General features: G+C 54.6%; 13 protein-coding genes and 1 pseudogene. 12 read left to right on the forward strand and 2 right to left on the reverse strand.

Annotated elements, in window-relative coordinates; all coding sequences use genetic code 11:
- The first annotated feature begins 43 nt into the window (after positions 1-43).
- The 12 genes from ACR0KN_RS20980 (at position 44) to pdeM (ending at position 13,560) form a co-directional block, all read left to right on the forward strand.
- Entirely contained in the window at positions 44-1,450 is a 1,407-nt protein-coding gene (locus tag ACR0KN_RS20980) for a type II and III secretion system protein family protein (RefSeq protein ID WP_480656310.1), read from the forward strand.
- A 16-nt stretch (positions 1,451-1,466) separates the two neighbouring features.
- Positions 1,467-2,087, forward strand: a complete 621-nt coding sequence (locus tag ACR0KN_RS20985) for an OmpA family protein (protein WP_170473293.1) — start codon at positions 1,467-1,469, stop codon at positions 2,085-2,087.
- A gap of 204 nt (positions 2,088-2,291) precedes the next feature.
- The gene (locus tag ACR0KN_RS20990) at positions 2,292-3,527 is read left to right on the forward strand and encodes an AAA family ATPase (RefSeq protein ID WP_170541618.1); all 1,236 of its coding nucleotides are present in this window, start codon (positions 2,292-2,294) and stop codon (positions 3,525-3,527) included.
- A gap of 17 nt (positions 3,528-3,544) precedes the next feature.
- Positions 3,545-4,987, forward strand: a complete 1,443-nt coding sequence (locus ACR0KN_RS20995) for a TadA family conjugal transfer-associated ATPase (RefSeq protein ID WP_480656312.1) — start codon at positions 3,545-3,547, stop codon at positions 4,985-4,987.
- A gap of 12 nt (positions 4,988-4,999) precedes the next feature.
- Complete coding sequence (locus ACR0KN_RS21000) at positions 5,000-5,968, forward strand: type II secretion system F family protein (RefSeq protein ID WP_480656314.1); 969 nt, start codon at positions 5,000-5,002, stop codon at positions 5,966-5,968.
- 10 nt (positions 5,969-5,978) lie between these two features.
- Entirely contained in the window at positions 5,979-6,956 is a 978-nt protein-coding gene (locus ACR0KN_RS21005) for a type II secretion system F family protein (RefSeq protein ID WP_480656316.1), read from the forward strand.
- 70 nt (positions 6,957-7,026) lie between these two features.
- Complete coding sequence (locus ACR0KN_RS21010) at positions 7,027-7,569, forward strand: tetratricopeptide repeat protein (RefSeq protein WP_480656318.1); 543 nt, start codon at positions 7,027-7,029, stop codon at positions 7,567-7,569.
- An 11-nt stretch (positions 7,570-7,580) separates the two neighbouring features.
- Entirely contained in the window at positions 7,581-8,432 is an 852-nt protein-coding gene (locus ACR0KN_RS21015; RefSeq protein ID WP_170541627.1) for a tetratricopeptide repeat protein, read from the forward strand.
- A gap of 3 nt (positions 8,433-8,435) precedes the next feature.
- On the forward strand, positions 8,436-8,981 hold the full coding sequence (locus tag ACR0KN_RS21020) for a prepilin peptidase (RefSeq protein ID WP_480656321.1): 546 nt from the start codon (positions 8,436-8,438) through the stop codon (positions 8,979-8,981).
- Positions 8,982-9,097: 116 nt separating this feature from the next.
- The gene (locus tag ACR0KN_RS21025; protein ID WP_170541630.1) at positions 9,098-10,405 is read left to right on the forward strand and encodes an ATPase; all 1,308 of its coding nucleotides are present in this window, start codon (positions 9,098-9,100) and stop codon (positions 10,403-10,405) included.
- Between the two features lie 39 nt (positions 10,406-10,444).
- Positions 10,445-12,856, forward strand: a complete 2,412-nt coding sequence (locus ACR0KN_RS21030; RefSeq protein WP_480656323.1) for a ligase-associated DNA damage response DEXH box helicase — start codon at positions 10,445-10,447, stop codon at positions 12,854-12,856.
- 41 nt (positions 12,857-12,897) lie between these two features.
- The gene (gene pdeM, locus ACR0KN_RS21035) at positions 12,898-13,560 is read left to right on the forward strand and encodes a ligase-associated DNA damage response endonuclease PdeM (RefSeq protein ID WP_480656325.1); all 663 of its coding nucleotides are present in this window, start codon (positions 12,898-12,900) and stop codon (positions 13,558-13,560) included.
- 3 nt (positions 13,561-13,563) lie between these two features.
- Here pdeM and ACR0KN_RS21040 read toward each other — a convergent pair whose 3' ends face one another.
- Entirely contained in the window at positions 13,564-14,148 is a 585-nt protein-coding gene (locus ACR0KN_RS21040) for a LytTR family DNA-binding domain-containing protein (RefSeq protein WP_480656327.1), read from the reverse strand.
- Positions 14,149-14,518: 370 nt separating this feature from the next.
- Positions 14,519-14,613 (reverse strand): annotated as a pseudogene (locus tag ACR0KN_RS21045) (bifunctional methylenetetrahydrofolate dehydrogenase/methenyltetrahydrofolate cyclohydrolase); the annotation flags it as partial.

The following is a 14,613-nucleotide window of genomic DNA, read 5'->3' on the forward strand; positions in this document are numbered from 1 at the left end:
TAGACCCATAAAAAATCGAGTGGTGATCGGAGAGGCAGGTCACATGACAATACGTTCCTGGATCAGCGCAACCCTGCTGGGGTTGTCGCTTGTTGTGAGCCCAATCGGCGATGCCGCGTGGGCCCAAAATCTTCGCGTGGTGAAAAAGGGGACAGCTGAATCGCTGGATGTTCCTGTTAACCGCGCAATTGTGGTGGAGAGTGAACAACCCTTTGCCGATATCAGCATTGCCAACGCAGGCATTGCAGACATTTCTACTCTGTCCGACCGGACAATATATGTATTGGGTCGTGCACCCGGCATAACCACGCTGACGATGTTCGATGGCGCTGGGAATCTGATCACAAACGTGCGTGTGCGCGTTTCGCCAGATGTCTCTGAGTTCAAAGAGCGGCTGCGTCAGATTCTGCCAAATGAGCCGATCGAAGTACGGACCGCAAATGACGGTATTGTTCTATCCGGTACGGTATCAAGTAGTGCAAGACTGGCACGTGCTCTTGAACTCGCCGAGCGCTACGCGCCTGAACGTGTATCGAACTTGATGAATGTTGGTGGCGTACAGCAAGTCATGCTGAAAGTGCGATTCGCCGAAATGAACCGTTCGGTAGCGAAGAGCCTGTCGGCATCTCTGGGCTTTGGCGGTGGAGACGCGACCGGCGGCTTCAACAGCTTGAACAACCAAGCTGCACTTAACAACGCGTTGGCGAATAACATCCCGTTCGTGCAAACCAATACGGGTGCTATCTTGTTTGGGTTCGGCGCAGGCTCGACGCAGGTTCGTCTGCTACTGGAAGCGCTTGAAACCAAAGGCTTAGTCCGCAGTTTGGCCGAACCGAACCTCTCGGCACTATCCGGACAAGAGGCTGAATTTTTGGCCGGTGGCGAAGTGCCGATCCCTGTTCCGCAAGGTGACGGCGTGGTTGCGATCGAGTATCGAGCCTTCGGCGTTCAGCTCTTGTTCGTTCCTCGTGTCGTGGACGGCGACCGCATCAATCTGGAAATGGGCGCATCCGTATCGTCAATCGATCAGAGTTCCGATTTCACGATCAACGGCGACAACGTCCCGAGCTTCATCTCGCGTACCACACGCACGACGATCGAGTTGAATGATGGTGAAAGCTTTGCAATTGCTGGTTTGATCCAGGATGACTTCACAGATCTGAACAGTCAGGTTCCGTGGTTGGGTGATGTGCCGGTTCTGGGTGCTCTTTTCCGCAGCGCACAATATCAGCGCGAACAAAGCGAACTGATCATCATTGTTACCGCACATCTGGTTTCGCCCACTCGTGGTGAGGCGCTTGCCCTGCCAACTGACCGGGTCAAACCACCCAGCGAGTTCGATCTGTTTATGAATGGCAAAGTCGCCCGGACTGAACGAGCCGGAAGCGGTGCTGCATCGGAAGTGGCCAAGCAGGACTTTGGCGCCTCCTATGGCTATGTTCTGGATTGATAGGAGGATAGGACCAATGGAAAAGTGGATCTTAACACTGGGCCTTTCGGTTGCTGTCGCTGGCTGTACTCGCGAAGCTGGGTATGAAATCGATCAGGGCACTTTCGGAAACGCGACGCTGAATAACATTCAGGTCATGAATGGCGAGTTGACGTATGGCCAGATCCTGGCTCAGAGATTCGCCGCAGAGGTTCCGACGCAGATCAACTTTGCGTTTGATAGCGCACAGCTGGATGCATCAGCGCAGAAGATTCTGCTGCAGCAAGCCGCATGGATCAAACAGTTCCCCGAAGCGCGGTTCCGTGTTTACGGTCACACCGACGCTGTAGGTTCAACTGCTTATAACAACCGTCTGGGGCAACGCCGTGCCAATGCGGCGGTGGCATTCCTAACGCGGCAAGGGATCTCGCGATCACGACTGGAAGCGGTTGTTTCGTTTGGGAAATCCCGCCCTCTTGTGGCGACTCCGGATCGGGATCGTCGTAACCGTAGGACGGTTACCGAGGTTTCAGGATTTGTTGATAGTCACAAGAATATCCTGGATGGGAAATACGCTGACGTTATCTACCGCGAGTATATCTCAAGCGCGGCCCCGGTCAGCTTCATCCAAATCGGTGAAGGCGAATCCGGTGAATAATAATACCTAAGAAATGGGCGGCATTGTCGCCCATTTCCCTACAATTGGTTCTTTTGCGCCCAATTCTCGCCCCACTTCCAAGCAACATTGTGAACAATAGGGTGACCTGCGGCCAAAATTGACCGCATCGGGCGACAGCAAGCTAGAACTGACCTTTCACGCGTTCATCAGGTTTGCTCAGCCCTCTCGACGAGGATTGTGTTTATGACGAGCGCGACGCCGCAAGATGAAAACGACGCCATTCTGGCCTGCACGATTAGCCGTGATGTCCAGAATTTCGATCTGTTGATCGAAGATATGGAAGCCGCGCTAGGAGAACGCTGGGGGGATCTGGGGTTTGCCGAGGCGCTCGCGTTCTTTAGCCAGCCCGAAGCAGAATCGCTTCAGTTTGTTGCCCTCGCGCTGGATGGTGATGACGAAGACAACCTGACCATGATGGGTGAAATCATCACGCGTGCCAAGGAAAAGGGCATAAAGGTTGTTTTGATCGCAGAAGATGTGACTCCGGCTTCCCTGCATCAGCTTTTGCGTAAGGGCGCTGATGAGTTTGTCCCCTACCCGCTTCCCGAAAACGAACTTCAGGAAGCGATTGACCGGATGAACAAGCCCGACCCGGTCACAGCACCACAAGCCGCAGCAGTGCCGCTGGCCAATGGTGCGTCGAAAGAGGGCGCGCTGTTCGTGGTCCAGGGGCTCGCAGGCGGGGTCGGCTCTACAACGATGGCCGTAAACCTTGCGTGGGAACTGGCTACAGTTTCAGCCAAGGAAGCACCCAAAGTGTGCCTGATTGATCTGGATCTTCAATATGGAAGCGTTTCTACGTTTTTGGACCTTCCGCGCCACGAAGCTGTATTCGAAATGCTCTCGGACACTGATTCCATGGACGAGGAATCCTTCGGGCAAGCCCTGCAAACATTCGAAGACAAGCTGCAGGTCCTAACCGCTCCGTCCGATATGGTTCCACTGGATATTATCAACCCTGAGGATATCCAGCGAGTGATCGATACAGCACGCAGCCACTTCGACTACGTCGTGATCGACATGCCCAAAACACTGGTTCACTGGTCTGAAACGGTGCTGCAGGCGGCGCACGTCTATTTTGCTTTGATCGAACTTGATATGCGGTCGGCTCAGAATGCGTTGCGCCTGAAACGGGCTTTGCAAGCCGAAGAACTGCCTTTTAACAAGTTGCGGTTTGCCATGAACAGGGCACCGAAATTCACCGACCTCAACGGAAAAGGCCGGGTCAAACGTATGGGCGAAAGCCTGGGCATTTCGATCGACTTGCTTCTACCTGATGGTGGCAAGGCAGTCATGCAAAGCGGTGATCACGGCCTGCCATTGGCAAACTCGGCGGCCAAGAATCCGCTACGTCGCGAGATCGCCAAACTTGCTCAATCGCTTCATAGCCTGGGCAGCAGCGACGCTGAAGCCGCATAATTCAAAGGGGAGCTGCCGTGTTTTCAAGATATAAAAAACAGCCTTCGGCGCAGCCGGTTCAAACCCCGGCGCCTGAAAAAGCTGAGGCCGCAACGCCAGCCGCGGCGGCGGCGGCCTCGACCAATGTTGTACGCAAGCCGGTGCAAAAAAAGGCGGCGGAGGTCACCGTCAACGACAAAGAGCGCAAGCGCAAAGAGCGTTTGGGTGAGATCAAGCTGGAACTGCACCGTGAACTGCTTGAAAACCTAAACCTTGCGGCGCTTGAGAAAGCAGCAGAGGCCGAGTTACGGGCTGAGATTAGTGCAATTTCAAGCGAAGTTCTGGAATCGCGCAATATTGTCTTGAACCGTGAGGACCGCACTCAGCTCAACAAGGAACTTTATGATGAAGTCACCGGCCTGGGGCCGCTGGAAACCTTGCTGCAGGACGATACGGTCAACGATATTCTGGTAAACGGCCCTCAGCAGATTTTCGTCGAGCGAGCGGGCAAACTGGAAATCAGCGACATCACTTTCAAGGATGAAAAGCACCTGATGCGGATCATCGACAAGATCGTGTCTGCTGTTGGCCGTCGTGTCGATGAATCCAACCCTTACGTTGACGCCCGTTTGGCAGACGGCTCGCGTTTCAACGCAATGGTGCCGCCGATTGCAGTTGATGGCTCGCTGGTTTCGATTCGTAAGTTCAAGAAGGACAAGCTGGGCATTGACGATCTTGTCAATTTTGGCGCCTTCACGGAAGAAATGGCCGCCTATTTGCAGGCCGCGGTTTCAACGCGCCTGAATATCATCGTTTCAGGTGGTACGGGTTCCGGTAAGACGACAACGCTCAACGCGCTGTCCAGCTTTATCGACGACGCCGAACGCATCCTAACCATCGAGGATACGGCGGAGCTTCAGCTACAACAGACCCATGTGGGCCGGATGGAAAGCCGCCCGCCCAACGTGGAAGGCAAAGGTGAGGTCAGCCCGCGGGACTGTCTAAAAAACGCCCTACGTATGCGCCCTGACCGCATCATCGTGGGCGAGACGCGTGGTGCCGAGGTGATCGACATGTTGCAGGCCATGAACACAGGCCACGACGGATCAATGACCACGATCCACGCCAACTCTGCTCGTGACGGTATCTCACGTCTTGAGAACATGATCGCGATGGCTGGAATCGAAATGCCGATCAAAGCAGTCCGCAGCCAGATCTCATCGGCTGTGAACCTGATTGTTCAAGCCAGCCGTCTACAGGACGGTTCACGTCGCATGACTTCCATCACTGAGATTACTGGGATGGAAGGTGACGTGATTTCCTTACAGGAACTCTTTAAATTTCAACGCGTTGGCTTGACCCCCGACAACAAGATCATCGGTCATTTCACTGCGACAGGCGTCCGGAGCAACTTTTCAGAGCGGTTCCGCCTGTGGGGTTTCGATCTACCCGCTTCGATCTACGACCCGACCACGATGTAGGAGAACCAAGATATGCAACTGCCTGTCGAGGCGCTCATCTATGTCGTGATTTTCGTCGGGGTTTTCGCCCTGGTCGAAGGTATCTATCTTGTCGCCTTTGGAAAATCGATCAGTCTGAACAGCCGTGTCAATCGCAGGCTGGATATGATCGACAAGGGTGTCGGTCGCGAACAGGTGCTGGAACAACTGCGCAAGGAAATGCAGCAGCATATGAAGTCGCAGAGCATCCCGCTCTATTCGCTTCTTGCAGACAAAGCCCAAAAAGCCGCAATCGCCTTCTCGCCCAGACAGCTGATTATGATCATGGCGCTGGTTTCTGGTTTGGTCTTCATGGCCCTCAGCGTGGCCACGGCGACCGAAATGACATTGCGGATCGCGCTTTCGGGTGCCATCGGTATTGGTGCTGTCTACACTTGGGTCAGCAACAAGGCCAAGAAACGCATGGCTTTGATCGAAGAACAATTACCGGATGCGGTTGAACTGATGGTGCGATCGCTTCGGGTCGGCAACCCGTTTGTTTCATCGATCCAGATCGTTGCCAGCGAAGTGGAGGACCCGCTTGCGACGGAATTTGGCATCATCTCGGATGAATCTGCTTATGGCCGGGAAGTGGGTGAAGCGCTTAAGGACATGGCAGAACGGCTGGATATGCAGGATTTGCGCTTCCTAGCCGTGGCGGTTTCCATTCAGCAGCAGTCCGGGGGTAACCTTGCTGATATTCTCGCCGGCCTTGCGAAAGTGATCCGGGCCCGGTTCCGCTTGTTCCGTCGGGTGAATGCGATTACCGCTGAGGCAAAATGGTCAGGAAAGTTCCTGTCCGGCTTCCCTCTTGCATGCCTCATGTTCATTCTGGTCAAGGATCCACACTATTACGATTCTGTGATGGATCATCCGTTCTTCATCCCTGCCTGCTTTTTTGTCGGCATCATGCTGACTTTGAATCTGATCGTTATGAAAATCCTGACAGATATTAAGGTTTAAAGGAGTCGAAATGGAATTCCTTAGCCAAATTAACGAATTGCTGAAAACGCATCTGGGTGAATTCGGCCCCCTCATTGTCGTGGGCATTCTGGGAATGTTCATGATCCTTGTCACAATTCCTCTGATGCTGAATCAGCCGGAAGACCCACTAAAGAAACTACAGCGTTCAAACTCGCCCCCTAAGAAGAACAAGAAAAAAAAGAAAGAACGCCTGAGAAACGCCAGCCGCAACGAGCAGCTTGAAAAATTTGCCAATTTCCTCGAGCCCAAGGACGAGGAAGAATATTCCGCCGTTCAGCTCAAGCTGCGCCAAGCGGGCTATCAGTCAAAAGATGCCGTCCGCTTCTATCATTTTTCGCAGTTTGCGTTGGGGATTGTCGGAATTCTGATCGGTATCTCACTGGTCACGGTTTTCGCAGGTGATCAGGAGTTTGACTCTACTCAACTCCTAATTCGCGTTTTGGGGCCTGGACTGGTCGGATACTTTATACCCAAGTACTGGATCACACGACGCGTAGAGGAACGGAAGGAGGCCATCGTCAACGGTTTCCCGGACACGCTTGACCTGATGCTTGTTTGCGTCGAAGCCGGCCAATCGCTTGATCAAGCCATCGTTCGGGTCGCAGCGGAAATGAAAGCCTCCTATCCCGACATTGCGCTTGAATTTGAAGTCGTCGCCTATGAAATGAAGGCTGGTAAAGAAAAGGATACGGTCCTGCGCGATTTTGCCTCCCGTTGCGGAGTTCAGGACGTTAGCGCATTTGTGACTGTTATGATCCAGTCAGCCACCTTTGGTACTTCGATCGCGGAAGCTCTGCGGGTTTACGCCGACGAAATGCGAGACAAGCGCGTTATGCGCGCCGAAGAAGCCGCGAACAAGTTGCCAACCAAAATGACACTCGCCACAATGATGCTGACCGTCCCCCCCCTTCTGGTCATTCTTGTTGGCCCTTCGGCAAAAGGTATCATGGAGTTTGGAAGCCAATAACGCTCAGCTTCTGCGTGAGAAGGTTCTCAAGCCTTTCGGTTTGCACCTGCGTCATCTCATTAGGGCCGCCATGGTTATTGCCATGGTGGCCTCTTGCACTGAAACGCGTTCTCCGGACGATCCATTTGCGCCTGGGGTTGACCCCGATGGCCCGGTTGTGGATGAAATCGCTATCGGCAATCGCCTAATGGCGGCAGGCGAATACGAGCTTGCGATGGAATCCTTCACCCGGGCGGCGCTGACAGAGGGTATGACACCCGAGATCCTGACATCGCTCGGCACCGCCAATCTGGGCTTACGCCGGATCGGACAAGCCGAACCCCTGCTGCGCCGAGCAGTGGAGGATGATCCCGATTGGCCGGTCGCCTGGAATAATCTTGGCGTGTTCCTGATGGAGACGGGCGAATACGCCGAAGCAGCACAGGTTTTCCGCCGTGCTTTTGCGTTAGACAATGGCGAAAGTGACGCAATCCGTGACAATTTGCGGTTAGCACTCGCAAAAATGGAAAATCCTGCTAATAATACCCCACAAGAACAAGAATTTGAGCTGGAGCAGCGCGGCGACGGGCAATTCGTTCTGCGCAAAAAACCAGCAATAGAGGCAGAGCAGTAAAGGACGCAAAAATGCGCCATCCCTTTTTGATTCCGACGATGCTTGCGTGCGGGCTGGTTTTGACCGCTTGCGCAAAAGAAACCGAAGAGGAAAAAGTCGAACGTACATTTCAGGAAGTAAACGTTATTGACGAGACCAACCTGAACGACGTGATGCTGAATGCAGCTGATCCAAATGAAGCCGTCACTTATTTTCAGGGTGCGGCCGCCAAGAACCCGGACCGGATCGATCTTCAGCGTGGTCTTGCGATTACCCTGACCCGCGCCAAGCGCAGCACCGAAGCGTCAGCGGCATGGAAACGTGTGCTCGGGATGAAAGGTGCAAACAACGCCGACCGGGTTGAATATGCGGATGCGCAAGTGCGTAGCGGAAATTGGGACGGTGCAAAGGCAACACTCGACAAAATCCCACCCACTTATGAGACGTTCAAGCGCTATCGGCTTGAGGCGCTGGTGGCAGACTCCAGAAAAGACTGGAAACGCTCAGACCATTATTATGAAACCGCAGTTGGCCTGACTACGCGACCGGCGGGTGTCATGAATAACTGGGGCTACTCCAAAATGGCACGCGGGCAATATGCCGAAGCTGAACGTCTGTTCACCGAAGCCATTCAACAGGACAATGCGCTATTTACCGCGAAGAACAATCTGGTTCTGGCGCGCAGTGCACAAGGTAATTACAGCGTTCCGGTTGTCCCGATGTCTCAGACCGAACGGGCGATGTTGCTGAATACGATGGCTATTTCGGCAGTTAAACAAGGCGATGTAAACCTCGCCAAGAACCTGTATCGCGAGGCAATCGCCACGCATCCCCAGCATTATGACGAAGCCGTTCGCTCGCTTCGGGCACTCGAGGACGCCTGATCCATGCACATACCAGCGGCAGCGGCAGCGTTGTTCTTACCATTTGTCCTGCCGATCTGTTTCTACGTTGCCTTCACCGATATGCGTGAGATGCGGATCAAGAACCATGCGGTCATGGCACTGTTGGTGGTTTATCTCGTTGTCGGCCTTTTCGTTTTGCCACCGTGGTCGGGCGAATGGCTACCCGGCACGTTTGGTCCGGTCACTGTCAAGCTGCCTTTATACGCCTGGCAGCTGCTTCACATAGTCGTTGTACTGATCGTCGGCATCATATTGAATGCGGCTGGAATTATGGGAGCTGGCGACGCCAAATTCTGCGCTGCCGCCGCTGCTTTTGTCTGGGCCAGTGATTTCATGTGGGTTTTCATAATTCTGTCTGCCACGCTGCTAGGGGCTTTTTGTTCCCACCGGTTAGCGAAACACACCCGACTGCGCCAGATAGCTCCGCATTGGGACAGTTGGGATCGCGGTAAACAGTTTCCAATGGGTCTGACGCTTGCAGGTAGCCTCGTGGCTTACCTGATTTTGGGCATAATCCACGGTTCGTGAACAATCATGACCGCGCCTTGCCCGCGCCTTGGTCCTGCCACAAAGACGCGTCAAATTTTCCCTAAACGGCCCTGCATGGGGCCTTTGGTGTGATAATTGACAGACGAGTCCCGCTTATGAACATGCAGACGTCCTCCGTTATGGCCCCCCCTGCCCCTAAGGGGTTGGCTGAAATGCAGCTTCCGCTGGTGATGATGCGTGACATTCTGCTGAAAACGATCTTTCGCAAAAACGTGGATACGGTAAGCGAGGTTGCCGCGGCGGTATGCCTGCCCGGCTCGGTGACGCAGGAACTGATCGATATCGCACGGGAACAGAAACTGATGGAGGCGACAGGCACACTGAACGCCAACTCGGGCAACGAGATGGGGTATCAGTTAACCGATTCAGGAAAGGCCCGTGCCTTAGACGCGCTTAGCCAATCGGAGTATTTCGGCGCGATGCCGGTGCCACTGGACGTCTATCGCGAACAGGTCAAGCGTCAGTCGATCCGCAACATTCAGGTCACCCGTGATCAATTGACTGGTGCTATGGGTCATCTGGTTCTACCCGACAGCCTGCTGGATCACTTGGGTCCTGCTGTCAGCGCCGGTCGCTCGATCCTGATGTATGGCCCTCCGGGCAATGGTAAGTCCTCAATCTCGAACGGAATTCGGGACGCGCTGGGTGACAATGTCTATGTCCCGCGCGCCATCGAATATTCGGGGCAGGTGATCACCGTATACGATCCGATTGTTCACACCGCGATTGAACAGGAAGAGGACGATCCCAACAGTTTGCGCCGCCGGAAACGGTTCGATACGCGTTATGTGCAATGCGAGCGCCCGACCGTGGTAACCGGCGGTGAACTGTCGCTAAGCATGTTGGACCTTGTTTACAACCCCACTGCCCGGACCTATCAGGCACCGCTGCAGTTGAAATCGACCGGAGGCATTTTCATCGTGGACGACCTTGGGCGTCAGGCCGAACCCCCTCAGGCCCTGATCAACCGCTGGATCGTTCCGCTGGAAGAAAGCAAGGATATCCTCGGCCTGCAATCAGGTGAGAAGTTCGAAGTGCCCTTCGATACTCTGGTCATCTTTTCAACCAACTTCCATCCGAATGAAATCTTCGACCAAGCGGCTCTGCGCCGGATCTTCTTCAAGATCAAAATTGATGGTCCGAACCAAGAGAACTTCCTTAAGATCTTTGCCATGGTCGCCCGCAAACGCGGGATGCCTTTGGACGAAGCGGCTCTGGTACATCTGCTGAAGGTCAAATACCCGACAATCCAGAACATATACGCGAATTATCAACCGATCTTCCTGATCGATCAGATGATCTCGATCTGCGAGTTCGAAGGCATCCCCTATCAGATGAGCCCCGACTTGATCGACCGTGCCTGGGCGAACATGTTCGTCAAGGAAGAAAAGATCGTTCACTAACCCCCTGTCCTTCTGAACCCGGGCGGTTAATCTGCGGCCATGACGCAGATTCCCGCCCGGATTAGCGATTGGTTTGCCGCCAAAGGCTGGTCGATCCACCCGCATCAACAAGACATGTTCGACCAGGCACAGGAGCCGGCGACGCTGTTGATTGCCCCGACAGGCGGGGGCAAGACGATGGCCGGGTTCATGCCGTCCCTGTCCGAACTGGCCGACGGCGCGCATGATGGGCTGCATACGATCTATGTCTCACCACTCAAGGCGCTGGCCGCTGATATCCGCCGCAATCTGCGTGCCCCGGTGGAAGAGATCGGCTTGCCTATACGGATCGAAGACCGCACTGGCGATACGTCGGCCACGCAAAAGAAACGCCAGCGTGTTGATCCTCCACATATCCTACTGACAACACCAGAAAGCTTGGCGTTACTCACCTCCTACGAAGACGCGCCGCGTATGTTTGAGGGAGTCCAGCGCATCATCGTTGATGAGATTCACGCTTTGGCGGAAAGCAAGCGGGGCGATCAATTGATGCTTGCACTGGCACAGTTGCAAGCGCTCTGCCCCGATTTGCGCCGTGTCGGCCTGTCTGCGACTGTGGAAGACCCAGAAGGCATTGCGCAGTTTCTGGCGCGGCATCCTGATCCATGCAGAATAATTCAGGCCGATCCCGGCCCAGATCCCGATATCGCGATGCTTGAAACCAATGAAATGCCCCCCTGGTCTGGTGGAGGCGCCGCCTATGCCATTCCGGCGGTTCTGGAGCAGGTTCGGCAGCATAAAACCACACTGATCTTCCACAACACGCGCGCTCAGGCCGAAATATTCTTTCATAATCTCTGGCTGGCAAATGATGAAAGTCTGCCAATCGGTATCCATCACGGCAGTCTGGACCGGCAGCAACGCGAAAGGGTTGAGGGCGCAATGGTACGCGGTGATCTGCGGGCCATTGTCTGCACGGGCAGCCTCGATCTGGGAATCGACTGGGGGGATGTGGATCTGGTGATCCAAATTGGCGCGCCAAAGAACGTCAAACGGCTGGTGCAGCGGATCGGACGGGCAAACCATCGTTATAATGCCCCATCGAAGGCGCTGTTGGTACCTGCCAACCGGTTTGAAGTGGTCGAATGTGTGGCCGCACTGCATGCGGTGCAAGAACATGACCTGGACGGTGATCCTCGCGGCGCGGGCCCTCGGGATGTGCTATGTCAGCATATCCTGATCGCCGCTGCAGCCGGACCGTTCGAGGCCGATGCGCTCTACACCGCGCTGACCTCGGCGGGGCCCTATGCCGGCCTCAGCAGACCCGAATTTGATGCCTGTCTGGATTTCTGCGCCACCGGCGGGTACGCCCTGCGCGCCTATGACCGCTGGCAGCGGTTGCAGCAGCGATCAGATGGGCGCTGGCAATTGCGTGATCCACGAGCAGCGCAGCGTATCCGAATGAATCTGGGCACAATTCAGGACACTGACACGCTGAAGGTACGGTTGAAACGAAATCGCGGTGGCAAGCCACTTGGCGAGGTGGAAGAAGGGTTTGCTGCCTCGCTCACCCCCGGTGACACATTTCTGATCGGCGGCCAGATCGTCCGTTACGAAGGGCTGCGTGAAATGGTGGTTGAGGTCAGCCGCCGTGCCGATAAGAAACCCAAGATCGCAACCTTCTCTGGCACAAAATTCGCCACATCTACGCAGCTTAGCGACCGCATTCTGCGTATGTTCGCGCAATCTGACTGGCCACACTTGCCCGCCCACACCGCCGATTGGCTGGCGTTGCAACGCGAGGTCTCGCGCCTACCGCAGCGCGATCGACTATTGATCGAAAGCTTCCCCGACAATGGGCGTGAACATATCTGTGTCTATGGCTTTGCAGGCCGAAATGCGCAGCAGACCCTGGGCTTGTTACTAACCAAACGTATGGAAGAGACCGGCCTTGCCCCACTGGGCTTTGTCGCTACCGACTATGCCACCTTGATCTGGGGCCTGGATGCGGTAACCGATCCACGCCCATTGTTTCAGATTGATGCGCTGCGCGAAGGGCTGGAAACGTGGTTGGCAGGCAATGCCGTGATGAAGCGCACGTTCCGCGCCTCGGCCACAATCGCAGGTCTGATCGAACGCAATACCGGAGGGCAGCGCAAAAGCGGACGGCAAGCGACGTTTTCGTCAGACATCTTGTATGACACTCTGCTGAAATACGACCCCGACCATCTTTTGATGCAGATCACCCGCGAAGAAGCCATGCGCGGATTGGTTGATTTCGGGCGGATCGAAGCGATGGTCGCGCGGATCAATGGCCGCATCGATCTTCGGCGGCTGGATCGCGTTTCTCCATTGGCTGCGCCGCTCTTTTTGGAAATGGGAAAAGTGCCAGTCAAAGGTGAGGCAGAAGAACGCCTTCTGGCCGAAGAGAGTGCCCGCTTGCTGCAAGCTGCAGGGATGCAATCACCGTGAATCCTCTTGCGCCGTCCGTCGAAACAGGCAAAGAACGGACCATGAACAACGTCGAGTTTTCCTTTGCGGGTCACCAACTGCGCGCACTAGGTTCCGGGGCGCTTTGGTGGCCCGATCAACGCCTGCTTTGCGTATCTGATCTGCATCTGGGCAAGTCGGAACGCATCGCTCGAAGGGGCGGTTCTTCGCTCCCCCCTTATGATACACGCGAGACTTTGACACGGCTGGGAGGTGACTTGTCACATACAAAGGCCACGTCAGTAATTTGTCTGGGAGACAGCTTTGACGACTTGGACGCGTCAACTGCATTGACAACTCAGGACAGGCTTCGGATTGCAACGTTGCAAGCAGGTCGGAACTGGATCTGGATCGAAGGCAATCATGACCCCGGTCCGGTTGAAATTGGTGGTACGCATTTATCCGAATGGATTTGCAGCGGCCTCACTTTTCGCCATATAGCCCAACCAGATGCAATGGCTGAGATTTCCGGCCACTATCATCCCAAGGCAAGTTTGAATATTCGGGGGCGCTCGATCTCTCGGCCTGCGTTCCTTTTGGATCATGCCCGACTAATCCTGCCCGCCTATGGGATCTATACCGGCGGGTTGCGCAGCACAGACCAAACACTGACAAGGATCATGGGCTCCGATGCCCGGGCAATCTTGACTGGGAATCAGCCCCAGAAAATTCCAATGCCGCGATGACCCTTATAACAGCCCGTCATCCACAAGATGCTGCTTGTATTTCCGGCTAACAGGTACTTGGTCGCCGTTCCTCAAACGCAGGTAGGTTTTCCCCGCCTCTTTCTTGACCCCAACAATTGTGGAATCCACCACCCAATGTGATCGATGTGTACAATGCCCAGGAACCGGCTCCATCTCAGCTATCGCATCTGTAAATCGCGAGCGGATGGTAAATATCCCTTCTGAGGTCACGACATCGACGCTGTGATCACGCACGGTCAGCCGGTAGATCTCCCCCTCGAAACCAGTTGGCAATCGATGGCAGAGCCGTGGTCGAGGTTCTTCCACTGCTTCATCTGGATCGCCCCATTGACGAACAAGTAATAGCCCCGTTGCAAACAGAAGCCCATAAGGGACGACCTTCAACAGGTCTGGAGCCATCCGTCCATTCAATGAGAACAGAATCCACGTCAGAAACCACAAAGAGGGGGCAAACAACAACAGGATCAACGCAGCAAAAGCAAAATCCCGGAACAACGATCCCGATAAACTCAGTTTTGTGCGCACAAGTTGCCCCGCAGCCCATGTTGCAACCAGCGCCAGTAGCATTACACCAGTCCAGAACAACAACCGCTGTGAATATGACAGTGTCATGTCTCGAAAGGGTGCGAACGAATAGGCAAGCAATGGAACAAAAACTAGGCCGGCCACTACACGTTGAAGACTGCAAAACGAGATGATCGGACTTAGTTTGGACTTCATACCAAGCAACACACCTTCTTAGCCTGCACCAAAAACATCAAACGGAAGGTAGTCTAACCTCACAACCACTTGGATTAGAAGGCTTATCACGGGTTAACGCTGGGTCAAGTTAACAAGTCCCCATACGTATTAATAATTCCTGGAGAACAAAAAACCGGAGAGCGCGCAGGCTCTCCGGCTAATCAGGTCATACCCAAATAGGTCTTTGTGTCGGGTATTATGCTGTCAGGCCTTCGGGTTCTGGCAGGCCATTCGCCCGGCACGCGGCGGTCAGCGTATTCGCAAGCAGGCAGGCGATCGTCATCGGGCCTA

Source organism: Ruegeria sp. AP7 (genome assembly GCF_056539905.1).